At 70.8% G+C, this 22551-nt stretch carries 20 protein-coding genes and 1 riboswitch; of the genes, 14 read left to right on the top strand and 6 right to left on the bottom strand.

The features are described from left to right. Positions 1–14 precede the first annotated feature (14 nt). Positions 15–125, top strand: a riboswitch (TPP riboswitch). 49 nt (positions 126–174) lie between these two features. Beyond that, the gene (gene thiC, locus C8P66_RS07440) at positions 175–1989 is read left to right on the top strand and encodes a phosphomethylpyrimidine synthase ThiC (RefSeq protein ID WP_111397614.1); all 1815 of its coding nucleotides are present in this window, start codon (positions 175–177) and stop codon (positions 1987–1989) included. Between the two features lie 62 nt (positions 1990–2051). Here thiC and C8P66_RS07435 read toward each other — a convergent pair whose 3' ends face one another. The 4 genes from C8P66_RS07435 to C8P66_RS07420 are packed head-to-tail and all read right to left on the bottom strand — an operon-like array spanning position 2052 to position 6139. Then, positions 2052–3269 carry an ABC transporter permease gene (locus C8P66_RS07435; protein ID WP_111397613.1) on the bottom strand — a complete coding sequence of 406 codons (1218 nt, stop codon included), beginning with the start codon at positions 3267–3269 and terminating at the stop codon, positions 2052–2054. Beyond that, positions 3266–3946, bottom strand: a complete 681-nt coding sequence (locus C8P66_RS07430; protein WP_111397612.1) for an ABC transporter ATP-binding protein — start codon at positions 3944–3946, stop codon at positions 3266–3268. Before C8P66_RS07430 ends, C8P66_RS07435 begins: the two co-directional genes overlap by 4 nt. A 2-nt stretch (positions 3947–3948) precedes the next feature. Beyond that, positions 3949–4404: a hypothetical protein gene (locus C8P66_RS07425; RefSeq protein WP_111397611.1), complete on the bottom strand. Its 456-nt coding sequence runs from the start codon at positions 4402–4404 to the stop codon at positions 3949–3951. Then, entirely contained in the window at positions 4394–6139 is a 1746-nt protein-coding gene (locus C8P66_RS07420; RefSeq protein ID WP_111397610.1) for an alkaline phosphatase, read from the bottom strand. Before C8P66_RS07420 ends, C8P66_RS07425 begins: the two co-directional genes overlap by 11 nt. 186 nt (positions 6140–6325) lie before the next feature. On the opposite strand from C8P66_RS07420, the gene C8P66_RS07415 reads away from it, so the two are divergent. From C8P66_RS07415 to C8P66_RS07380, 7 genes are all read left to right on the top strand, one after another. After that, on the top strand, positions 6326–6706 hold the full coding sequence (locus C8P66_RS07415; RefSeq protein ID WP_111397609.1) for an HIT domain-containing protein: 381 nt from the start codon (positions 6326–6328) through the stop codon (positions 6704–6706). Beyond that, on the top strand, positions 6703–7545 hold the full coding sequence (locus C8P66_RS07410; protein WP_111397608.1) for a SirB1 family protein: 843 nt from the start codon (positions 6703–6705) through the stop codon (positions 7543–7545). The genes C8P66_RS07415 and C8P66_RS07410 overlap by 4 nt, the downstream gene beginning before the upstream one ends. Before the next feature lie 80 nt (positions 7546–7625). Then, positions 7626–8723, top strand: coding sequence for a heat-inducible transcriptional repressor HrcA (hrcA, locus tag C8P66_RS07405; protein ID WP_111397607.1), 1098 nt, complete (start codon positions 7626–7628; stop codon positions 8721–8723). A 329-nt stretch (positions 8724–9052) separates the two neighbouring features. Beyond that, entirely contained in the window at positions 9053–9943 is an 891-nt protein-coding gene (locus tag C8P66_RS07395) for a fumarylacetoacetate hydrolase family protein (RefSeq protein WP_111397605.1), read from the top strand. 351 nt (positions 9944–10294) lie between these two features. Continuing rightward, positions 10295–11011 carry a ribonuclease PH gene (gene rph / locus C8P66_RS07390; protein ID WP_111397604.1) on the top strand — a complete coding sequence of 239 codons (717 nt, stop codon included), beginning with the start codon at positions 10295–10297 and terminating at the stop codon, positions 11009–11011. After that, positions 11008–11634 (top strand): non-canonical purine NTP pyrophosphatase, encoded by a 627-nt coding sequence (locus tag C8P66_RS07385; protein WP_111397603.1) that lies wholly within the window; start codon positions 11008–11010, stop codon positions 11632–11634. Before rph ends, C8P66_RS07385 begins: the two co-directional genes overlap by 4 nt. Beyond that, complete coding sequence (locus C8P66_RS07380) at positions 11631–12704, top strand: tartrate dehydrogenase (RefSeq protein WP_111397602.1); 1074 nt, start codon at positions 11631–11633, stop codon at positions 12702–12704. The genes C8P66_RS07385 and C8P66_RS07380 overlap by 4 nt, the downstream gene beginning before the upstream one ends. Positions 12705–12718: 14 nt before the next feature. On the opposite strand, the gene C8P66_RS07375 is transcribed toward C8P66_RS07380, so the two are convergent. After that, entirely contained in the window at positions 12719–13675 is a 957-nt protein-coding gene (locus tag C8P66_RS07375) for a Bug family tripartite tricarboxylate transporter substrate binding protein (RefSeq protein ID WP_111397601.1), read from the bottom strand. A gap of 101 nt (positions 13676–13776) precedes the next feature. Here C8P66_RS07375 and C8P66_RS07370 point away from each other — a divergent pair, with 101 nt between their 5' ends. Next, positions 13777–14616, top strand: a complete 840-nt coding sequence (locus C8P66_RS07370; protein ID WP_111397600.1) for an amidohydrolase family protein — start codon at positions 13777–13779, stop codon at positions 14614–14616. Between the two features lies 1 nt (position 14617). On the opposite strand, the gene C8P66_RS07365 is transcribed toward C8P66_RS07370, so the two are convergent. Beyond that, positions 14618–15430: an MBL fold metallo-hydrolase gene (locus C8P66_RS07365; protein WP_245903295.1), complete on the bottom strand. Its 813-nt coding sequence runs from the start codon at positions 15428–15430 to the stop codon at positions 14618–14620. Positions 15431–15888: 458 nt separating this feature from the next. On the opposite strand from C8P66_RS07365, the gene C8P66_RS07360 reads away from it, so the two are divergent. Genes C8P66_RS07360 through C8P66_RS07340 form a run of 5 tightly spaced genes read left to right on the top strand, consistent with a single transcriptional unit; the run spans position 15889 to position 22547 of the window. After that, complete coding sequence (locus C8P66_RS07360) at positions 15889–17262, top strand: chemotaxis protein CheW (RefSeq protein ID WP_111397599.1); 1374 nt, start codon at positions 15889–15891, stop codon at positions 17260–17262. After that, on the top strand, positions 17259–17672 hold the full coding sequence (locus C8P66_RS07355; RefSeq protein WP_111397598.1) for a response regulator transcription factor KdpE: 414 nt from the start codon (positions 17259–17261) through the stop codon (positions 17670–17672). Before C8P66_RS07360 ends, C8P66_RS07355 begins: the two co-directional genes overlap by 4 nt. After that, entirely contained in the window at positions 17669–20362 is a 2694-nt protein-coding gene (locus C8P66_RS07350) for a chemotaxis protein CheA (RefSeq protein ID WP_111397597.1), read from the top strand. Before C8P66_RS07355 ends, C8P66_RS07350 begins: the two co-directional genes overlap by 4 nt. After that, complete coding sequence (locus C8P66_RS07345; protein ID WP_111397596.1) at positions 20362–20862, top strand: hypothetical protein; 501 nt, start codon at positions 20362–20364, stop codon at positions 20860–20862. Before C8P66_RS07350 ends, C8P66_RS07345 begins: the two co-directional genes overlap by 1 nt. Continuing rightward, positions 20859–22547, top strand: a complete 1689-nt coding sequence (locus C8P66_RS07340; protein ID WP_111397595.1) for an adenylate/guanylate cyclase domain-containing protein — start codon at positions 20859–20861, stop codon at positions 22545–22547. The genes C8P66_RS07345 and C8P66_RS07340 overlap by 4 nt, the downstream gene beginning before the upstream one ends. Positions 22548–22551: the final 4 nt, after the last annotated feature.

The raw sequence follows: 22551 nt of genomic DNA, 5'->3' as shown, positions 1-22551 counted from the left end.
GGGGCGCAGTTTTCCCCCAATCCAAGGGGAGCCCTTTCCGCAGGGCTGAGATTCCGCGAGCGACGCGGTCACCCTTCGAACCTGATCCGGGTCATGCCGGCGAAGGGATGGGCTCTATCGGCATCACGCCACCACCCCTTTGTTTTTTCACAACAAAAAGGGGAGTCGCGACCAATGCCCGATACCTTGCCACCCCAAAAACCCGCCATCACCACGGGGCCGCTGCCGGCCTCCACCAAGCTGCATGTCGCGGGGCTGCACCACCCCGACATCCGGGTCGCGATGCGCGCGATCAGCGTCTCGGGCGGGGAGCCGCCGCTGCGGGTCTATGACACCTCCGGCCCCTATACCGATGCGAGTTACCGCGCCGATATCGCCCGTGGCCTGCCCGACCTGCGCCGGGCCTGGATCGAGGGACGCGGCGACGTCGAGGCGATCACCGGCCGCGAGCAGCGCCCCGAGGATGACGGGCTGAAGCCGGGCGAGGCGCGGAAAATCCCGCTGTTCGACCGTGGCGCCCGCCAGCCGCTGCGCGCCCGCGCCGGCCGCGCGGTGACCCAGCTTGCCTATGCCCGCGCCGGGATCATCACGCCGGAGATGGACTACATCGCGATCCGCGAAAACCTCGGCCGGGCCGTGCCCAGCTCTCGCCCGCGCGACGGCGAAAGCTTCGGTGCCGCCATCCCCGACCATGTGACGGCCGAATTCGTGCGCGACGAGGTCGCCCGCGGCCGCGCCATCATCCCCGCCAACATCAACCACCCCGAAAGCGAGCCGATGATCATCGGCCGCAATTTTTTGGTGAAGATCAACGCGAACATCGGCAATAGCGCCGTCTCCTCCTCGGTCGCCGAGGAGGTGGACAAGCTGGTCTGGGGCATCCGCTGGGGCGCCGACACGGTCATGGACCTGTCCACGGGCCGCAACATCCACACCACCCGCGAATGGATCCTGCGCAATTCGCCGGTGCCGATCGGGACCGTGCCGATCTACCAGGCGCTGGAAAAGGTCGAAGGCAAGGCCGAGGAGCTGAGCTGGGAGATCTTCCGCGACACGCTGATCGAACAGGCCGAGCAGGGGGTGGATTATTTCACCATCCATGCCGGGGTGCGGCTCGCCTATGTGCCGCTGACCGCGAAGCGCGTGACCGGGATCGTGTCGCGCGGCGGCTCCATCATGGCCAAATGGTGCCTGGCGCATCACAGGGAGAGTTTTCTCTATGAGCGCTTCGGCGAGATCTGCGAGATCATGCGCGCCTATGACGTCAGCTTCTCGCTGGGCGATGGGCTGCGCCCGGGCAGCCTCGCCGATGCCAATGACGCGGCACAGTTCGCGGAACTGGAGACGCTGGGCGAATTGACCAAGGTGGCCTGGGCGCAGGATGTGCAGGTGATGATCGAAGGCCCCGGCCATGTGCCGATGCACAAGATCCAGGTGAACATGACCAAGCAGTTGGAGGCATGCGGCGAAGCCCCCTTCTACACCCTCGGGCCGCTGACCACCGATATCGCGCCGGGCTACGACCACATCACCAGCGGCATCGGGGCGGCCATGATCGGCTGGTTCGGCTGCGCCATGCTCTGCTACGTCACGCCCAAGGAACACCTGGGCCTGCCCGACCGCGAGGATGTGAAGACCGGCGTCATCACCTACAAGATCGCGGCCCATGCCGCCGACCTCGCCAAGGGCCATCCCGCGGCACAGGAACGCGACGACGCGCTGTCCCGCGCGCGGTTCGAGTTCCGCTGGCGCGACCAGTTCAACCTCGGCCTGGACCCGGAGACGGCGGAGAAATTCCACGACCAGACCCTGCCGGCGGAAGGCGCCAAGCTCGCGCATTTCTGCTCCATGTGCGGGCCCAAGTTCTGCTCGATGAAGATCAGCCAGGAGGTGCGGGCCGCCGCACAGGAAGGCATGGATAAGATGAGCGCTGAGTTTCGGGGCAATGGGGGGGAGATTTATTTGCCGCCCGTTCCCGCCGGCAGCTAAAAAATCGAGGGGCGTCGCCCCTCGAGCACCCCAGCAGAAACAAGGTGTTTCTGCACTTCCCCTTAGCGCTTCAGCGCTTCCCCGGGCGGCCGGCGCCACACCACCAGCGCCGGCAGCAAGGCCCCCAGCATCCCCGCCACCAGCACGGCCAGGGCGAGCAGCACCTCGTCCCAACCCGGGGCCACCGTCACCGCCACCCGCGCATGGCGGCCGAGCGCATCGGCCGCCATCCACCCGCCCAGCCAGCCAAAACCCAGCCCCACCGCCACCCCGCCCAGCAGCACCAGCGCCAGCTCCAGCCAGACCGCGGCCAGCACGAACCGCCACGGTGCGCCCAAGGCCCGCAGCACGGCAAAATCCCGCGACCGCGCCGCGACCAGCCCGGAAAACGCCAGGAACACCGCCGCCAGCACCAGCACGGCCGAGGCCATCGCCATGGCCGACAGCACCGCCTGCACATCCCCCATCAGCCGGAACAGCGACACCAGCACCTCGGCCGGAAACACGGCATTGGACTGCGCATCGCGATACCGCGCCCGCAGCGCATAGGCGCCGGGGAAATCGCGCGGCTGCACCACCACGGCGGGGATGCCTTGCGCCGCCTCCCAGGGCGGGCCGATGCGCTCCGCCCCCTCGGCATGGCCATTGCCGAGGCCATGGATCTCCCAGACCCGCTCGATCGGCACCAGGATCGCGTGGTCCCAGGGGGTGCCGCTGGGCGGCAGGCGGCCGACCACGGTGTAGGGGGAATCGCCGTGGTGATGGGTGTCCGCGTCATCCTCATCGGCGCCGGCATGGGCCAGGCCATGGGCGGGGATGAGCTGATCCCCCATGGCCAAGGGCACGGCGGTGCCGATCACCGCCTCGTTCTCGGCGGCGAAGACGCGGCCCTCGGCCAATGCGCGGCGGCCGCCCAAGGTGACGAACTCCGGCGCGACGCCCACCACCGGCTTGTCCCGCCAGCGATCGCCAAAGCCGATGGGGGAGACCCAGGCGGCCTGGGCATCCGCCGCCAGCCGGGTCAGCACGCCGCCGGGCACCAGGGTCACGGTATCGGGCTGCAGATAGACGGCGGTGAGCACCAGCTGCGTCGGGCTGCCCGGCGCGCCGACGATCAGCGGAAAGGCATCCGCCGCCCGCGCCGCGCCCTGGCGCAGGCTGCGTTCCAGCGCGCCGACGCCAACGCCGAGCGCCACCCCCAGCGCCACCAGCAAGGCCAGCGCCAGCGCGGTGCCGCGCCGGTGGCGCAGCCCGGCCAGGGCCAGGGGAAACGGGTTCACGCCAGACGCTCCAATCGCGTCTCGGCGATACGCAGCCGGATCGGCAGCCGGGCCAGCAGATGCGGATCGTGGCTCGCGACGATCAGCGTGGCCCCCGAATTCGCGGCCATATCCACCAGCAAGCTGCCGATCCTGCCGGCCGCCTCGGCATCCAGGCTCGCGGTCGGCTCATCGGCCAGCAGCAGCGGCGGCTGGCGCAGCACGGCGCGGGCCAGCGCCACGCGCTGCCGCTCACCACGGCTCAGCACCGCGAGCGGCGGCAGCGGCATCGGCAGGCCCATGCCGACCAACAGCGCCTTGGCCCGGTCCCGCAACGCGCGCGGGGTGCGGAACATGTCGAACCAGACCGGCAGCAGGACATTGTCCAGCACCGACAGCCCCTCGATCAGATGGAAGTCCTGGAACACCAGCCCGGTGTGGCGGCGGCGCCAGTGGGCGCGGGCGGCGCCATCCAGTTCGGCGATGTTCTCGCCCCCCCAGCGGATGCTGCCGGCGGCCACCGGCTCCAGCCCCGCCAGCGCATGCAGCAGCGAGGTCTTGCCCGCCCCCGACGGCCCCTCCAGCCCCACCATGGCGCCGGCCGGCAGCACGAGGTCGGTGGCGCGCAGGATGATGCGCGGCGGCCCCGGCGGATTGGGGAAGGCGATGCTGACGCCATCCAGTTGCAGCGGCAGCATGCCTAAAGGGGTCGGAACCGCGCGTCGCGCAGCCGGATCTGGCTGACGAAGCCGGAGTCAGGATCGGTCCAGGAGCCGGTCTCGACCCGTCCCACCACCTCGATCCGCGTGCCGGGGTCGGTCGGCTGCGCCTGGCGGCGGAGGTAGACGACGACGATATCCACGGGCCAGTCGGCATCGCTGGAACAGAAGGGGCAGAGCGCCATCGGCTCCCGCGCCAGCACGAAGAAATCGGCCTCCGCCTTCAGCGGCGGGGCCATGTAGCCGCGCAAGGCGGCCTCCTGCCCCACCAGCGCCAGCAGCCTGGGCGAGAAACTCGCGCCCATGACCGACCAGCCGCTGTAGAGGTCGTCGAAGGCAAGCCGCTCCGCTGCCGCCACCGGGTTCGGCGGCAGCAGAAAAGCAGCCGCGGCGGCCAGGACCGGCCGCCGCGTCGTGGTGTGGCGCCTAGCGGCCAAGCCCGAGGGCCTCGGCCATGGCGCGGAACACCAGGGTGTTGTCGATGAAGCCATGGAACCGCTCCGACCCCGGGCCGGTCGCCCGCAGCACGCCGTCATCGACGGTATGCACGCCGGTGCTCGCGTCCCGCGGCAGGTTGCCGAGGCGCAGCATGGCGCCGGGCTGGTCGCGGTAGATCGGGTTGGCGACATAGGGCCCACCCGAGCCCTGCTGCACGGCCGGGACGTTCTGGCCTTCCAGATGCGGGCGGAAGGTCTCGTAGTAGTCCGGGAAGGCCGCGTAGCCCGCGGTCAGGCGGCGGGAGACATCGACGCTCGGCGGGTAGCCGCGCGCATCGGCCGCGGGGTAGTTCGGGAAGCCGGCCTCGGCATAGGTGCCGACGCGGTCACGCATCTCGCCCGGGCGGCTGTCATCCACGACGCCGTAGATGCCGATGCCCTGGGTATGGTCGGGCACCACGATGATCATGGTGTCGTTGCGGTTGCCGGCCCAGTCGAGCGCGACCTTCAGCGAATTGTCGAGCAGGATGGTGTCATAGACCGAACGCTCGAAGTCGAGCGGATGGTTCGCCTTGTCGATCAGCCCGCTCTCGACCATCAGGAAGAAGCCGGCCGGGTTGCGCGACAGCACCTGCAGCGCGGCACGGGTCTGCTCGGTCAGGTCGGGCTGGTTCGGGAAGCGCGAGACCGTGCCCTGGCGCAGGTAGAAGCGGTCGAGCGCCGTATCCATGTTGCCGAGGTTGAACAGCCCGAGCAGCTTGGTGGTGTTGGGATCGGCGGCGACGCTGGCCAGGCTCTCGCCGGCATCGGCGAAGGCATAGCCCTGCTGGCGGAAGGCATCGATCATGTTGCGCCCGTCGCGGCGGCGCGAGCCCGGCGTGCCCTGCGGCAGGAAGGAGGCCGAGCCACCGCCCAGGATCACCGAGGCACCGCTTTCCAGCATCTGGTCGGTGATCGGCAGGTAGTCGGCGCGGCGGCGGGTATGGGCGAAGACCGCGGCCGGGGTCGCGTCCTGGATCTCGGTATTGGTGACGATGCCGACCGCCATGCCGAGGTCGCGCTGCACGATGCTGCCGAGGGTTTCGACCCGCGGATGCGCGAGGCTGTCCCGCGCGCGGGAGGCATAGACGCCAAGCGCGTTCACCGCCGATTTGTGCCCGGTGTTGTAGGCATGGGCGGCATTGGCGCTGTCGGTGATGATCGAATCGCTGCCGGAGGTGCCGACCATCGCCATCTGCGGCAGCGTGTCCATCGCGAGCGTGCCGCGGTAGCGGCCCTGCTCGATCCCGCGCGAGAGGATGCGGGCCGCCGTCACATTCGCCACCGCCATGCCGTCGCCGACGAAGAGGATGACATTGCGCGCGCGGCGCGCGGTGGGCGCGGCATAGACCTCCCAGGTGACCGAGGCGCTGTGCTCGCCATCGCTCGCGGCCACGGTATAGACGCCGGGCGCGGTCAGCGCCGCATCGCGCAGCATGACCGAGGAGGCGGCCTGGCCGTCCTCACGCTCGATGTAATCCGGCGCCCGGCCGAAGACATCGGCGGCGGGGCGGCCATTGACGGTCACACGCAGCCGGTCGGTCGCCACGACGCCGGGGAACTCCACCTTCAGGTCGAAATGGGCGCCGGCCAGGATTTCGGCGCGGTTGATGGGGTAGATCGTCTGTGCCCCCGCGGGCAGCGACCACAGCACGGCGAGCGGCAGGAAGGCCTGGATGAGGTTGGATCGACGCATGTCCGGCTCCGTGTTCGGGGCCGCGACGGAACGATCCGGCCCTTTCGCGGCACACATAAACCAGCGACGCCGGCCTGGGCCGCCGCCGCCAAAAGTTCATATGGACGTGGGATGCCGCGTCTGCTCTTGCCTTCCTGCACCGGGTTCAGCAGGTAAAGGCAGCCTTGCCCTTCGAAAGCCACCGCCATGTCCACCACCGGCCTGCCGCCCTATGACGACACCAATATCTTCGCGCGGATCCTGCGTGGGGAGGTTCCGTGCAAGCGCGTGGCCGAGTCCGAGCACGCCTTGGCCTTCGAGGACATCAACCCCCAGGCCCCGGTGCATGTGCTGGTGATCCCGAAGGGGCACTGGTGCTCCTTCGCCGATTTCTCCGCCGCCGCCTCGGAAGCCCAGCAGGCGGGGTTCTGGCGCCTGGTCGGCCAGGTCGCGCATGGCGCGGGGCTGGAGGAGTCCGGCTATCGCATCCTGTCCAACATGGGCGTGCAGGGCGGGCAGGAAGTCCCGCATTTCCATGTGCATCTCTTCGGCGGGCGCAGGCTCGGCCGCATGGTCCAGCCCGCTTGAGCGACACCGACCCCCGCGCCGCGCTGGATGCCGCCGGCCAGTTGCCGGATGACGAGCTGGATGTGGCGACCATCGCGCTGCATTTCGCGCGGCTCGATGCCCCGGACGCGGATTGGCATGCCGCGACCCTGCACCTCAGCGACATCGCCCGTGCCGCGACCGAGGCCGCGAGCCTGAACGCCGCCGCCGACGAAGGCGATGCCGAGGCGCGGCGGGTGGTGCTGGCCCGCCTGATCCATGAGCATTTCGGCTATCACGGCGATGTCGAGACCTATGAGGACGTCGCCAACGCCAATCTGCTGCGGGTGATCGAGCGCAGGCGGGGCCTGCCGGTGGTGCTCGGGGTGCTGTGGATGCATGCGGCCGATGCCGCCGGCTGGCCGACGCATGGGCTGGATTTTCCCGGACATTTCTTCCTGTCCATGGAAGGCGTGCGCGGCCAGTCCGTGCTCGACCCCTTCTCCGGCGGGGCCGCGATGGATGCGCCGGCGCTGCGCGCCATGCTGAAGCGGATCGAGGGGCCGAAGGCCGAGCTGCGCCCCAGCATGGTCGCCCCGGTGGAGCGCCGCGCGGTGCTGCTGCGGCTCCAGAACAACATCAAGATCCGCCGCCTCAAGAGCCATGACATGGAAGGGGCTGTCACCTGCGTCGAGGACATGCTGCGCCTGGCCCCGGACTCGGCCGCGCTGTGGCGGGAGGCCGGGTTGATGAACCAGCGCCTGGACCGGATCGGCGCCGCCCTGACCAGCCTGGAGCGGTTTCTGCGCCTGGTGCCCACCGGCGAGGCAGCGGATCGGGTGCGCGGCGTGATGGAGGAGCTGCGGCAGCGGCTCAACTGACACCGTGCTGCTTGACCCCCGGGGGGGGGCTTCGTAACTCTGTTCCCTTGGCACACTCGACAGGTCCCGGCCCCCGGCTCATGGGCATCCCCTTCTCCACCGCAGGACGGATCGGCGCACTGCCGATATCGCCGCAAACACCGCTCGACCATCGCGCCGGGGCGATCCTGCGCCAGATCGTGGAGCTGTATGTCGAGACCGGCGTGCCGGTCGGCTCGCGCACCCTCTCCCGCCGCCTGCCGGTCGCGCTCTCGCCCGCCACCATCCGCAACGCCATGGCGGATCTGGAGGAGGCGGGGCTGCTCTACGCGCCGCATACCTCGGCCGGGCGGCTGCCGACCGATCGCGGGTTGCGGCTGTTCGTGGATGGGCTGCTGGAATTCGGCGATCTGGCGGAGGAGGAGCGCGACGCCATCACCGCCCGCTGCGCCGCCGCCGGCCGGTCGATGCAGGACACGCTGTCGGAGGCCGGGACCATGCTCTCGGGCCTGGCCGGCGCCGCGGGGCTGGTCATCGCGCCCAAGGGCGAGGCGCCGGTGCGCCACATCGAATTCGTCGGGCTCTCGCCCGGGCGGGCGCTGGTGGTGCTGGTCACCGCCGATGGGCAGGTCGAGAACCGGGTGATCGACGTCCCCCCCGGGCTGCCGCCGGCGGCGCTGGTGCAGGCGGGGAATTTCCTGAATGCCCGCCTCGGCGGCCGCACGCTGGACGAGGCCAAATCGGACATCGCGACCGAGATCGAGACGCATCGCTCCCAGCTCGACGCGCTGACCGAACAGGTGATCGCGGCGGGGCTCGCGACCTGGGCGGGGGGGGGGTCGGCGGGGTCGCTGATCCTGCGCGGCCAGTCCCGCCTGCTGCGGAACCTGGAGGGGCTGGCCCAGGTGCAGCAGATCGAGGCGCTGTTCGAGCGGCTGGAAAATGAGGAGACGATGCTGCGCCTGCTGGAGCTGGCGCAGCGCGGCACCGGCGTGCAGATCTTCATCGGCGCCGAGAACGGGCTGTTCGACAGCGCCGGGCTGTCGCTGGTCGTCTCCCCCTTCCGCGCCGCACCGGGGGTGGAGCGGCCGCGGGTGCTGGGGGCGATCGGGGTGATCGGGCCGACGCGGATCAACTACGGGCGGATCATCCCGGTGGTGGATTACACGGCGCGGGTGATCGGGCGGATGCTGGGCTGAGGGCCAGGCTGATTTTGCCCCCGCGGGCGGCCGGGCCATGGCAGACTGCGCCCGCCAAGGGGCGGACTCCCTGCCGGCGGCCGAACCGGGGGCGCGAAGCCGGTAAGCCCGAAGCCGGTAAGATCGTAAGATGGTAATGCAGTAAGGCGGCCCGGCCCTGCCTGGATTGCCTCGGGCTGGATTGCCTCGGGCTGGATTGCCTCGGGCTGGATTGCCTCGGGCTGGATTGCCTCGGGCTGGATTGCCTCGGGCTGGATTGCCTCGGGCCGGGTTGCCTCGGGCCGGGTTTTATCGACAAATACCCCCACACTCCTGGGGGGAAACACATCATGCGTCTCGTAACCTTTGACGCGGGCGCCGGCGCCCGCACCGGCGTCGTGCTGGACGAAACCGGGGCCAGCATCCTGGACCTGACCGCCGCCTCCGGCGGTGCCGCCCCCTTCGCCACCATGCTGGCGCTGATCGCCGCCTGGCCGGAGGTGAAGGCCCAGGTCACCGACTGGGCCGCGGCCCCCCCCGCTGCCGCCATGGTGACCGGCGCAAAACTGCTGGCGCCGATCCCGCGCCCCGCGAAAAACGTGTTCTGCGTCGGCCGCAACTACCAGGCCCATATCAACGAGGGGCTGAAGGCGCGCGGCGCCCCGCCGGCCCCGCCGCCGCCGGCCCCGGAATTCTTCACCAAGCCGCCGACCGCGGTGATCGGCCCCGACGAACCGAGCCTGCATTTCCCGATCAATGACGCGATGGATTACGAGGTCGAGCTGGCGCTCATCATCGGCGCCCCGGGCCGCGACATCCCCGCCGCCAAGGCCTTCGACCACATCTTCGGCTACACCATCGGCAATGACGTCACCGGCCGCCGGCTGCAGCGCAAGCATGGCCAGTGGTTCAAGGGCAAGGGCCTCGACGCCTCCTGCCCGCTCGGCCCCTGGATCGTCACCGCCGATGCGCTGGACCCGTCCGACCTGCAACTCACCATGGTGGTGAATGGCGAGCCCCGGCAGGACAGCCGCACCAGCAACATGATCTTCCCGATCCCCTTCCTGATCGAATCGCTCTCGGGCGGGCTGACCCTGGAGCCGGGCGACATCATCCTGACCGGCACGCCGCATGGCGTCGGCTATGCGATGGACCCGCCGCGCTACCTCAAGGCCGGGGATGTGATGGAGGCCAGCGTCGAGGGCATCGGCACGCTGCGGACCCCGGTCGCGGACGCGTGAAGCACGCCTGAGTTATCAAGGGTTTGTTCACGTCCTTGTTGTAGGGCGTGAAGCGGAAACCCGTGCGAGGACAGGAGGTCCCTGACGGGTCGAAAGAACCGGACCTCCTGCCATGCGCACCCTTCTCGCCCGCCTGCTGCGTCGATTCGCCTACCGGCCGGAGCGCCGCTACATGCGCGGCATGCGCGGTTGACAGATACGGGGGGGCGGGGTTCCTGCGCCGCCTTGAGCATTTTCAGGTCAGGCGGAATCGCCTGACGGCCCCGAAAATGCGACAAACCAACAGGCAGAGCGGTAGTCGTGGGCGCAAGCGAACGGATACCGCTCCAGACCTCAGCGGAGCCTCCCCCCATGCGCCCATCCGGCCGCTTCCCCGACCAGCTGCGCGACGTGGAGCTGAAGCCCGGTTTCGCCCGTCACGCCGAAGGCTCCTGCCTGATCCGCATGGGCGTGACCGAGGTGCTCTGCACCGCCAGCGTCGAGGCCCGCATTCCCCCCTTCCTGCGCGGCACCGGCAAGGGCTGGGTCACCGCCGAATACGGCATGCTGCCCCGCGCGACGCATACCCGTGGCGATCGTGAAGCCGCGCGCGGAAAACAATCCGGCCGCACCCAGGAAATCCAGCGCCTGATCGGCCGCTCGCTGCGCGCGATCACCGACCGCAATGCGATGGGCGAGATGTCGATCACCGTGGATTGCGACGTGCTGACCGCCGATGGCGGCACCCGCTGCGCCGCGATCACCGGGGCCTATGTCGCGCTCTACCTCGCCTTCAAGCATTGCGTGGCCAAGAATGTGCTCGCGAAGATCCCGCTGATCGGCCAGGTCGCGGCGGTCTCCTGCGGGTTGTACAAGGAGACCCCGGTGCTGGACCTCGACTATGCCGAGGACAGCGATGCCCAGGCGGATGCGAATTTCGTGCTGACCGCCGCCGGCGGCATCGTCGAGGTGCAGGGCACGGCCGAACAGGCGCCCTTCTCCGAGGCGCAGCTCATGGCGCTGCTCCAGCTCGCCAAATCCGGCACCAGCCAGTTGTTCGGGGCGCAGAACGCAGCCCTCGGGCTGTGACGCATCGCCGCCTGACCGGGCGCCGCCTCGTGCTGGCGACGCACAACGCCGGCAAGCTGCGCGAGAACGCGGCGCTGCTGGCCGAATACGGGATCGCGGTCGAGGGCGCCAAGGCGCTCGGCCTGCCCGAGCCCGCGGAGACCGCCACCACCTTCCTCGGCAATGCCGGCATCAAGGCGCTGGCCGCCGCCCGCGCCACCGGGGATGTGGCGCTGGCCGATGACAGCGGCTTCTCGCTGGCAGCCCTGGATGGCGCGCCCGGTGTCTACACCGCCGATTGGGCCGAAACGCCCGAAGGCACGCGCGACTACGCCGCCGGCATGGCCAAGGTCGAGCGCCTGGCCCGCCACGCCACCGACCGCCGCGCCTGGTTCTCCTGCGCGCTGGTCCTGGCCTGGCCCGATGGGCACACCGAGGGCTTCCTGGGCGAGGCGCATGGCGTCTGGATCTGGCCGCCGCGCGGCGATCGCGGCTTCGGCTTCGATCCGATGTTCCAGCCCGAGGGCCACAGCGAAACCTTCGGCGAGATGGCGCCCGAGGCGAAACATGCGATCAGTCATCGTGCCGCGGCCTTCCGGCTTCTGGCCGCCGCCTGTCTGACCAAGGGGGAAGAACAAGAATGACGACACTGCGCATCGCCGTGATCGGCGCCGATGGCATCGGGCCCGAAGTCGTGGAGGCGGGCGTCCGCGTCCTCACCGCTTTGACCGAACGCGCCCCGGGGCTGGATCTGGCCTTCGACCGCTTCCCCTGGGGCTCCGACTATTATCGCGCGCATGGGAAGATGATGCCGGAGGACGGGCTCGCGACCCTGGCGCCCTACCACGCCATCCTGTTCGGCGCGGTCGGCGACCCGTCCCTGCCCGACGACCTGACCCTCTGGGGCCTGCGGCTGAAGATCTGCCAGGGCTTCGACCAATTCGCCAATGTCCGCCCGACCCGGGTGCTGCCCGGCGTCATCCCCCCCTTGCGCGACTGCGGGCCGGATGACCTCGACTGGGTCATCGTGCGCGAGAATTCGGAGGGCGAATACGCCGGCCACGGCGGCCGCGCCCATCGTGGCCATCCGGAGGAGGTCGCGACCGAGACCGCGATCTTCACCCGCGCCGGCGTCACCCGCATCATGCGCTACGCCTTCCGCATCGCCGCGAGCCGCCCGCGCAAGCTGCTGACCATCGTCACCAAATCCAACGCGCAGCGGTTCGGCATGGTGCTGTGGGACGAGATCGGCGCCGAGGTCGCCCGCGAATTCCCCGACGTCACCTGGGACAAGATGCTGGTGGATGCGATGACCATCCGCATGGTGCTGAAGCCGCAGAGCCTCGACACCATCGTCGCCACCAACCTGCATGCCGATATCCTGAGCGACCTTGCCGCAGCACTGGCCGGTTCCATCGGCATCGCGCCGACCGCGAACATCGACCCGACCCGGCGCTTCCCCTCGATGTTCGAGCCGATCCATGGCTCGGCCTTCGACATCGCCGGCAAGGGCATCGCCAATCCGATCGCGACCTTCTGGTCGGCGGCGATGATGCTGGACCACCTCGGCCATCCTGAGGCGAGCCATCGGCTGATGGCGGCGGTGGAACGGGTGACAGCGGCCGGGCCGCTGACGCCGGACCTCGGCGGCACCGCCACGACGGAAGAGGTGACGGAGGCGGTCTGCGCCGCGATCCGGGCCGGGAACGTCTGAGCGGCGGTGGCGCCTTACGCGCGCTGCACGCTGCGCCGCAGCGCATCCAGCACGCTGTCCATCGCGGCCTGGAAGCCCGGCCCGTCGAGGTAGCCCGCCGTCGCGCCGGTCCGTTCCAGGAAGGCGTTCCACACCGGCTGCTGCATGCCGCGCCTGAAGCGGTCGTGCAGCACGGTCGCGATCTCGTCGGGCAGGCCGGCGGGCGCGCACAGCCCCTTCATATTCTCGACCACCACATCCCAGCCCTGCTCGCGCAGGGTCGGCACCTCGGGCAAGCCCGGCAGGCGATCGGCCGAGGCGACGGCGAGGGGAACGATCTCCCCGGCCTGGACCAGCCCCGCCATCTCCTCGGGCGCCAGCACGGCGAGGTCCACGGTGCCCGCCAGCACCGCCTGCAAGGACGGCGCGCCGCCGGTGTAGGGGACGTGCAGCAGCTCGATGCCCGCCGCCTGCGACAGCAGCACGAAGACGGCGTGGTAGATCGAGCCGATGCCGGAGGAGGCATGCGGCACCGTGCCCGGCGCGCGCTTGGCCGCCGCCACCACCTGGGCGATGCCGGCGTATTTGCCGCCGCGCCTGGTGACGATGACCAAGGGCTGGCGCGTCAGGCGGATGATCGCGCGGAAGGAGTGCTTGGGATCATAGGGCACATCGCGGAACACGGGCAGCGAGGTGCTCTCGCTGCCGCCGCCGACCAGCAGGTTCAGCCCATCCGGCGCCAGCCCCGCGACATGCTGCGCGGCGATGGCCCCGCCCGCGCCGGGCCGGTTCAGCACCACCAGCGGCGTCGGGAAGAAGGGTGAGGAGGCCTCGGCGATGACGCGCGCGGCGATATCGGCGCCGCCCCCGGGCGCATAGCCGACGATGAGCTGGACCGGCCGCGCCGGCTCCCACGCCCAGGCGCCGCGCCCCACGATGGCGGTGCCGGCCAGGCCCATGGCCCCGGCCAGAATCCTGCGTCGTCCAGACATTTTTTCCTCCCTGTTCGTTTTGGGAGCGAGCTTAGGGCGATGGCGCGCCAGTGGACAACCAGGCGGCGGCGGGCTTGGCTCGGGGCAAAAAAGGACAGGCCATGCCGACCTCCCCCCGATATCCGGTGCCCGCCGGGGCGACCGACTGCCACATGCACATCTACGGCCCCGCCGCGCGCTATCCGGTGGCGCCGGGCAACCCCTCCCCCGTCCCCTTCGCCTATGACCTGGCGGCCTATCGCGCGGTGCAGGCGCGGCTGGGGCTCGGGCAGGTGGTGGTGGTGCAGCCGACGGCCTATGGCGCGGACAATGCCTGCACCTTGGATGCCGTGGCCGCCCTCGGCGCGGAGGCCGCGCGGGCGGTGGTGGTGGTGACGCCGGAGACGCCGGAGGCGGAGCTGCACCGCCTGCACGCCGCCGGGGCGCGCGGCGCGCGGGCCTTCCAGTTCAAGGGCGGGCTGGTGCCGTGGGAGCGGCTGGGCGCGCTCGGCGCGCGCATCGCCCCGCTCGGCTGGCATATCCAGTTGCAGTTCGACGGCGGCGAGATGGCGGAGCGCGAGGCGCTGATCCGCGACCTGCCCTGCGATGTGGTGATCGACCATATCGGCCGGTTCCACGACCCGGTCACGGTGGATGCGGCCCCGATGGGGGCGCTGCTGCGGCTGCTGGAGACGGGGCGGGCCTGGGTGAAGGCCTCCTCGCCCTATGGCGTCTCGCGTAGCGGGCCGCCGGGCTATGCGGATGTCTCGGCGCTGGCCAAGGCGCTGATCGCGGCGGCGCCGGAGCGGGTGGTCTGGGGCTCCAACTGGCCGCATCCGAACATGCCGGACCCGAAGCCGGATGAGGCGGGGCTGCTGGCGCTGCTTGGGGAGTGGGTGGCGGATGCGGCGGCGTGGCAAGCGGTGCTGGTGGGCAATCCGGCGCGGCTCTACGGCTTCTGACCTACAGGCTGATCTCCAGCCCCTCACGCGCCGCCAGCGTGCCCGGCCTGGCCGCATCCGCGGCGGCGGCGATCGCATCCAGCGCGTCATCGTCCCGCGACGGGTCGTGGTGGAACAGCACCAGCCGCCCGACCCCCGCCGCCTCGGCCAGCGCCACGCCCTGCTGCCAGGTGGAGTGCCCCCAGCCGCGATAGCTCGGATACTCGGCATCGGTGTAGGTGGCGTCGTAGATCAGCACATCGGCGCCGGCGGCGAAGGCGCGATAGGCGTCCTCCCCTTCCGCCCCGTCATGTTCATGATCGGTCAGGTAGACGATGCTGCGGCCGCGCCAGTCCAGGCGATAGCCGGTCGCACCCCCCGGATGGCGCAGCGCGACCGTGGAGACCTCAAGCCCGGGATGCAGGGCGAAGCGCGCGCCGACCACAAGCTCGGACACCGTCATCCCCGCCCGGAACACCGCGTGCAGATCGGGCATCAGCGGCGCGCTCCAACTCGCCAGCAACGCCTGCGCGAGTCCCTTCTGGCCGCCATGGATGCGCAGCCGGGTCTGGGGCGCGTAGAGCGGCCCGAAGAAGGGCAGCCCGCCGATGTGGTCGAGATGCGTATGCGTCAGCAGCAGATCGGCATCGAGCGCCTTGCCCGCCTGCGACAGCCCGAAACTCCTGAGCCCGGTCCCGGCATCGAGCAGCACCAGATGTGCCCCGCAGCGCAGTTCGACGCAGGAGGTGTTGCCGCCATGGCGCAGCGTCGCCGCACCCGGGGTCGGCACGCTGCCGCGCACACCCCAGAAGCGCAGGCGCATGTCGGCGGTCACGGCACGTCGCCTGCCGTCAGGGGGAAGATCGTCGGAATGGGCAGGTTCCAGGCCCCGTATGGCACGGCGCGGGGCCGGCGGATGGTCGCGGTTGGACGAATCGCATGGCTGTCCAAATGGACGGGCTTCGACCCGGAAGCTGCACGCCCGCGGCACCGAGGTCCAGCACCCATCTTCGGAATTGAGTTTTTCAAGCAGTTTGCCGATTCCGGTCGGCCTCGCCGAGGCGTAGCCAGGATGGCCTCCCCGCGACGGCCCCCACCGGAGCGGCTCGGCATGATGATCACCTCCGCGATTTTCCCAACCCCGGTATTCTCGCCCTGGTATCCACACGCCTTATGTTCATACAAGGTGTCCACACCGGCGAATGCAGGCAGCCGGCCCTCGGGATGCGATGACCGCGCGATGACTGTCCTTCCCGGCCCCCGTACGCATGCGCCCCGCCGCTCGCGACACGCATGAACGGCGACATCTCCGAGACCACGGCCCAGGATGCGTTCCGCTTCCTCTCCGTCGGCCTGTGCGACCGGCGCTTCGCGCTGCCGCTCGATCGCGTCATCGGTGTGGTGGAAAGCGACAAGGTCACCCCCATCCCCTTCAGCCCGCCGCCCTTCGAGGGGCTGGTGCAGGCGATGGGGCAGATCGTGCCGCAGATCAGCCTCGCCGCCTTGCTGGGCCTGCCGGCGCGGGAGGGCGGGATCCTCGTCGTCGTCTCCGACGCCGGCGGCAGCCTGGCGCTGCGGGTCGAGCAGGTCTTCGCGATGCTGCAGATCGACCGCGAGCGGCTCGCCGAGGGCAGCTTCAGCGATGGGCCGATCACCCATACCGTCATCAGCATGGACCAGCTTACCAGCGGCGTGCTGGTGGAGACGAGCAGCGAGGCCGGCGCCGTCCTGCTCGCACCGGACACCGCGGCCCCGATGCTGGGCGGCGATTTCGCCAAGCCTGGCGCCGAGCCCTATCTCATCGTCGGCGTCAGCAACCAGACCTATGCGGTGAAGCTGCCCGATGTGCTGGAGCTGATCGAACTGTCCAGCCTGCAACCGGTGCCGCATGGACCCGACTGGATCTCCGGCATGATCGACCTGCGCGGGGAGCCGATCCTCGGCCTCTCGCTCGCCCGGCTGCTGGACCAGCCGGAGGAGGGCAGCGGCCGGCTGGGGTTGGTCTTCGCGCGGCCGCAGGGGCGGGTGGCGCTGATCGCCTCCCGCAGCCTCGGCATCGAGCATTTCACCGATGACCAGATCCATCCGCTGCCCGAACCGATCGGCGGCATCGCGAGCTATCTGGTGCGCCAGGCCGACAGCATCGCCGGCGTCATCGACCCGGATGGGCTGCTGCGCCCGATCGAGGCGACGCTGCCCGATTGGATCCCGCTCGCCGCCGTCACCGCCGCGGAGACGACACAGGTGGAGCCGACGCGCTATCGCCAGCTGCTCACCGTCCGGGCCGGGGCGGAAACCCTCGCCATCCCGCTCGACCGCATCCACCGGCTCCAGGCCAGCGTGCAGTTCACCCCCATCCCCGACCTCGGCACCGGCTTCGATGGCATGGCCGATATCGGCGATGGGGTGGTGCCGGTGATCGACCTGCGGCGCACCGACGGCCTTCGCCCGCCCGCCGCCGGCCCCTTGCCGCCCTGCGTGCTGGCGCGGATCGAGGGCAGCGTCGCCGGGCTGATCGTGGACCAGGTGCTGCGGATCGAGACGGTGCCGGAAGACCAGTTCATGCCCGCCCTCGATGCGCCGGGGCTGCCGATGTCCGATGTGCTGCATTTCCAGGGGCGGCTGATGTCCGTGCTCTCCCTCGACCGCCTGCTGCCGCCGCTGTGAGCGGGGCCGCCCCCTGCCGGCTGTCGATCGTCAGCGCCGAGCCGGTCCTGCGCGCCTTGCTGCGCGAGGCGCTGCGCGGCCGCTTCGACACCACCCCGGCCTCCCTCGCCGACGCGGACCCGCTCGGCCCCACCCGCGCGACCCAGGATGCCGGGCTCATCCTGCTCGACAGCGACGGGATCGAGGGCGATCCGGCCGCCTTTGTCGCGGGCCTCACCTTGATCGGCGCCGCACCCGTCATCGTGCTCTCGGCCACCGCCGCCCCGGGCTCGCCCGTGGCGCTGGCGCTGTTCCGGGCGGGGGCGGAGGCGGTGCTGCACAAGCCCGCCGGGCGGCTGCCGCTCGACCTCGGCGGCGGGTTCGGCGCGCAGATCCTGCTGGCCCTCGACGAGGCGGCGCAAGCGCGATGAGCGACCGGACGGAACTGCTCGAACAATTCGCCATCGAGACGCAGCAGCATATCGACGAGATCGAGCCGATCCTGCTCGCCGCCGAATGGGACGCCCCGGACAAGCCGGCGATCAGCGCCCTGTTCCGCTGCTTCCATTCGGTGAAGGGCCTGGCGCGGCTGCTGGAACTGCATGGGCTGGAGGCGCTGTCGCACCACGCCGAGAGCCTGCTGGGCGATGTCCGCGCCGGGCGCCTGCCCTTCACCGCGGCGATCCAGGACGGGCTGTTGCGGGCGCTGGACGAGCTGCGCGGCCTGCGCGAGCTTGGCATCGCGGCGGGCCAGGATCGCGCCGCATCCCCGGCGGTGATCGCGACCTTGCAGCGGCTGGCGGATGCGGCGGCCGGCCCCGCGGCGGCGGCCGCCGAACGCCCCGCCTTGCACGCCGATGCCGAGATGCTGGCCTATTACGCCGAGCTGCTCGCCGAATGCCTGCCGGGCCTCGCGGTCCTCGTCACCGGGATCGGGGATGCGGATACCGCGCTGGATGATCTGGACGCGCTGATGACCGGCGCCGAGCGGCTGGCGCTGCACGGGCTGCACCACCGCCTCGCGCGCCTGACCGAAACCGGCCCGGCGCCGCTGCTCGACCGGCTCGCCGAGGTGATCCTCGCCGCGCGCCGCTTTGGCGAGCTGGTGGGCCAGCCCACCGGCGCGGAGCTGCTCGCCGAGGCCCTGGCGCCCGCCCTGGGCACAGCCCTGGCCGAGGCCGCGAGCGCGCTGGACCGCGACTGGGCGCAGCCCGCCGCCCGGCGCCTGCTGCGCCTCTCCCAGGCGATGGCGCCGGGCAGCGATGCCGCGGCCCTGCTGCTGCAAGCCGCCGACCACGCCGGCACGCCGGTCGCCGAGGCCGGGCGGCGGCTGGCCCGGCTGCTCGCCGAGCAACCGGCCGGGGACGGTGTGTCCGATCTGGCGGCGCTGGGCGCCGAGGCGCTGCGGCAGGCGATGCTGGCCCGCTCCGCGCCCGCCGCGGGCCTGGCCGAGCTGCTGGCCCAGCGCGGGGTCGATCCGCAGGCCCTGGCCGCGATCGGGCCCGCCGCGCGCGCACGGCTGGACTCGCTGCTTGAGGGCGGCACAGTGCAGTTGCTCGCCGTCACCGCCTCCCTCCCACCGGACCCCACGGCGTTCCTCGGCTGGCTTGCCGAAACCTATGCGCCGGTGCTGGCGCAGCCGGGCAGCCAGGGCGGGGTGGCGCTGCTGATCGTCAGCGACCAGACCGGCGACGCGATCTGCGCCGCCATGCTGGCCCGCGAGCCGGGGCTGGCCAGCGTCGCCGCGCATCGGCTCGACGGGCAGTTCCTGCTCCACCCCTGGGCGCCCGCCGCGACCAGCGCCACCCGCCGCGCCACCGATGCCGCCGAGAACCAGGTGCGCGTGCCGGTGGAATTGCTGGACCGGCTGTTCGGCCGCGTCGGCGAGTTCTTCAACGTCAGCGGCGCGCTGAACGTGCTGGTGCTCGATTCCGAAGTGCCACGCACGCTGCAACGGCTCAGCGACCACATCGTGCAGCACGCGCCCTGGCTGCTGCCGGCGCTCGACGTGCTGCAACGCCAGCAGGCGGAGCTGGCGCAGATCGAGGCCGAGACCCATCGCCTCATCAGCCTGATCCACGAGGCGACGCTCGGCCTGCGCGTCATCCCGCTCGACATCCTGTTCAACCGCTTTCCGCGCATGGTCCGCGAGCTTGCGCGCGAACAGGGCAAGCAGATCCGCTTCGAGGTCCAGTCCGAGGACATCAAGGTGGACAAGGGGATGACCGAGCTGCTCGGCGATCCCCTGATGCATATCCTGCGCAATGCCATCGACCACGGCGTGGAGACGGCCGAGGACCGCCGCGCCGGCGGCAAGCCCCCGGTCGCCCGCGTCAGCCTGAGCGCCACGCAGAACGCGAGCCGCATCAAGGTGACGGTGACCGACGACGGCCGGGGCCTGGATGCCGAGCGCATCCGCCAGGTCGCCGTGGCGCAGAATCTGACGACCGAGGCGGACAGCCACACCCTGTCCAAGGACCAGATCTACCGCTTCATCTTCGCGCCGGGGTTTTCCACGGCGAAGGAGCTGACCACGACCTCCGGCCGGGGCGTGGGCATGGATGTGGCGCTGGTCAACATCTCGCGCCTGGGCGGCAAGATCGACATCCGCACGGTGCCGGCACAGGGCACGACGATCGTGCTGGACATGCCGCTGACGGCGGCGATGCAGACCGTGCTGCTGGCCGAGACCGGCGTGCAGACCGTCGCCTTCCCCGAGCGCATGGTGGTCGAGGCGGTGACCGTCGCGCGCAACTCGGTGCAGCTGGTCAACGGCCAGCGGGCGCTGCTGCTGCATGACCGCTTCCTGCCGGTGTTCCGCCTGACCGACCTGCTGCGCCTGCCGCAGGCCGATGGCGCGGAGGCCGGGGAGGACATGTCGCTGATCGTCGTCGCCGCCTCCCAATCACGCTACGGCGTCGAGGTCGGCCGCATCCTGCGCCGGCACGAGATGCTGATCCGCGAGACCCATCCGCGCATCGCCCAGCTTCCCGGCATCGGCGGCGTTTCGACGCTGGGCACCGACCGCATCGTGCTGGTCGTCGATCCCGAGGGGCTGACCGAACTCGCGCGCGGCGCGGCCCTGCCGGGCCTGCGCAGCGCCGTCCGCGTGCCGGCCTGATGGCGATCGGCCAGTTGCGGGTGCGCTGCGGCCCCTATCGTATCCTGGTCCCCGGCGAGACCATCGCGGCGATCGAGCCGGCCTCCGAGCTGCGGCTGGAGCCCATCCCCCTGAGCCTGGCACGGCGCCGCGGCTGGGTCCCGGTCCTCGATGCCCGGTGCCTGCTGGGGCTGGCGCCCGCCACACCGGAGGAGCGCCGGGTCAATCTGCATTGGCATTCGCTCGACGGGCGCCTGCGCGCGGTGCTGGGCGTCGATGGCGTGGATGGGCTACAGCAGCGCGATGCGGAGGAGCTCCTGCCCCTGCCGCGCGTGCCACGGAGCTTCCGCATGATGTTCGCCGGCGTTGTGCTGGACCCGCCGCATGGGCTGCTGTTGCAGCTGCGCGACGATGTCGGCCCGCTGCTCGGCACGGTGCCGCAGCGGATGCAGTTCCTCAGCGCCGTTCTCGGTGGGCTGCCGCCCGCCCCACTTCCCCCTATGGCGGACCAGGCATCATGAGCGAGACGAAGCGGCGCGTGCTGGTGGTCGATGACAGCTTCATCATGCGCAAGCTGATCCGCCAGATCATCGAAAGCGATCCCGATCTGGAGATCGCCGATGTCGCCGAGAACGGGCGCATCGCGCTGCAGATGGTGCGCCAGACCAAGCCCGACCTCGTGCTGCTCGACATCGAGATGCCGGAGATGTCGGGGCTGGAGGCGCTGCGGCGCCTCGGGCTGCGCAGCGCCTGCAAGGTCGTGATCCTGTCCTCGCTCGGCGGCGAGGGCACCGCCGAGACCGCCGAGGCGCTGCGCCTGGGTGCCGCGGCCGTGCTGATGAAGCCCTCCGGCTCCGTCAGCCTCGACGTGCAGGAACGCGAGGGCGCGCGCATCCTGAGCACGGTGCGCAGCGTGCTGGGCATGGCGCCGCCACGGGCCTTGGCGGCGGCGACGGAAGCGCCGGCCGAGGCGCCGGTGCTGGCCCCCCCGCCGGCCGCCGCCCCCTTCCATGATGCGGTGATGGCAGCACTGGCGACGGGGGTGCTCGGCTTCGACGCCACGCGCCGGCTGATCAGCGCCAATGCCGCCGCGCTGCGCCTGCTGGGGCAGGAGGCGGCGCCTGTTGGGATGACGCTGGAGACGTTGTTCGACGACTACAACGAGGATCTCGGCGTCCAACTGCGCGATGTGCTCGCCAGCGGCGCGCCGCTGGTCATCGGCTCGACCGAATATTCCCTGCCCGATGGCGGCTGGCAGCCGCTGCGGCTGACCGCGCTGCCGATGCCCCAGCCCGATGGCGGCCGCGGCCTGCTGGTGCTGCTGGATGACATGACGCGCGAGCGGGACATCAAGCGCCTGCTGACCAACACGCTCTCCGCCGATGTCGCGACCAAGCTGCTGGAGGATGGGCTGCCCAGCCTCGGCGGCAGCCTGGCCCGGGCCTCGATCCTCTTCGCCGATGTCCGCAGCTTCACCAACCTGTCCGAAGCCCTCGGCGCCGATGGCATCGTCCAACTGCTGAACGAGTATTTCTCCTTCATGGAGGATGTGATCCGCGCCGAGGGCGGGGTGATCGACAAGTACATCGGGGACGCGATCATGGCGCTGTTCGGCGTGCCGGTGCGCCTCGGTGGCGACGCGGATCGCGCGGTGCGGGGCGGGCTCGGGATGCTGGGCGCGCTCGATGTCCTCAATGAGGATCGGCAAGGTCGCGGCATGGCGCCGATCCGCATCGGCATCGGCATCGGCACCGGCGAGGTCGTCGCGGGCAATATCGGCTCGCCCTCGCGGATGAACTACACGGTGATCGGGGATGCGGTGAACCTCGCCGCGCGGATCGAATCGCTGACCAAGAATTACGGCGCGGAACTGATGATCTGCGGCGCCACGCTGCGCGCGCTGGAGACGCCGGTCGCGACCCGCCTGCTCGACCGCGTGCGGGTGAAGGGGCAGAGCGCGCCCGTCGAATTGCACGAGGTGCTGCGCCCCGGCCGCGTCGCGGACCCGGCCTGGCTCGCGGCCTATGCCAGCGGCTTCGCGGAATATGCGGCGGGGCGCTGGAGCGAGGCGACCGGGCATTTCGCCGAAGCCCTGGCCCAGAACCCCGAGGATGCGGCGGCGCGGATGATCTCCGCCCGGTGCCAGACGCTGAACGCATCGCCCCCGGCCGATTGGGCCGGCGTCTGGACCAACCTGGAGAAGTAGCCGC

Source organism: Humitalea rosea (genome assembly GCF_003253705.1).
Classification (GTDB): Bacteria; Pseudomonadota; Alphaproteobacteria; order Acetobacterales; family Acetobacteraceae; genus Humitalea; species Humitalea rosea.
The sequence above is the reverse complement of the archived record's forward strand: the minus strand, read 5'-3'. Positions and strand labels throughout refer to the sequence as shown.

Excerpts from the sequence above, each read along its gene's own strand:
- C8P66_RS07350 (WP_111397597.1), top strand. The coding sequence starts at position 17,669 with ATGAGCGACCGGACGGAACTGCTCGAACAATTCGCCATCGAGACGCAG.
- C8P66_RS07345 (WP_111397596.1), top strand. The coding sequence starts at position 20,362 with ATGGCGATCGGCCAGTTGCGGGTGCGCTGCGGCCCCTATCGTATCCTG.
- C8P66_RS07420 (WP_111397610.1), bottom strand. The coding sequence starts at position 6,139 with ATGCGTCGATCCAACCTCATCCAGGCCTTCCTGCCGCTCGCCGTGCTG.
- C8P66_RS07340 (WP_111397595.1), top strand. The coding sequence starts at position 20,859 with ATGAGCGAGACGAAGCGGCGCGTGCTGGTGGTCGATGACAGCTTCATC.
- C8P66_RS07380 (WP_111397602.1), top strand. The coding sequence starts at position 11,631 with ATGACGACACTGCGCATCGCCGTGATCGGCGCCGATGGCATCGGGCCC.
- C8P66_RS07395 (WP_111397605.1), top strand. The coding sequence starts at position 9,053 with ATGCGTCTCGTAACCTTTGACGCGGGCGCCGGCGCCCGCACCGGCGTC.
- C8P66_RS07375 (WP_111397601.1), bottom strand. The coding sequence starts at position 13,675 with ATGTCTGGACGACGCAGGATTCTGGCCGGGGCCATGGGCCTGGCCGGC.
- hrcA (WP_111397607.1), top strand. The coding sequence starts at position 7,626 with ATGGGCATCCCCTTCTCCACCGCAGGACGGATCGGCGCACTGCCGATA.
- C8P66_RS07430 (WP_111397612.1), bottom strand. The coding sequence starts at position 3,946 with ATGCTGCCGCTGCAACTGGATGGCGTCAGCATCGCCTTCCCCAATCCG.
- C8P66_RS07415 (WP_111397609.1), top strand. The coding sequence starts at position 6,326 with ATGTCCACCACCGGCCTGCCGCCCTATGACGACACCAATATCTTCGCG.
- thiC (WP_111397614.1), top strand. The coding sequence starts at position 175 with ATGCCCGATACCTTGCCACCCCAAAAACCCGCCATCACCACGGGGCCG.
- C8P66_RS07370 (WP_111397600.1), top strand. The coding sequence starts at position 13,777 with ATGCCGACCTCCCCCCGATATCCGGTGCCCGCCGGGGCGACCGACTGC.
- rph (WP_111397604.1), top strand. The coding sequence starts at position 10,295 with ATGCGCCCATCCGGCCGCTTCCCCGACCAGCTGCGCGACGTGGAGCTG.
- C8P66_RS07360 (WP_111397599.1), top strand. The coding sequence starts at position 15,889 with ATGAACGGCGACATCTCCGAGACCACGGCCCAGGATGCGTTCCGCTTC.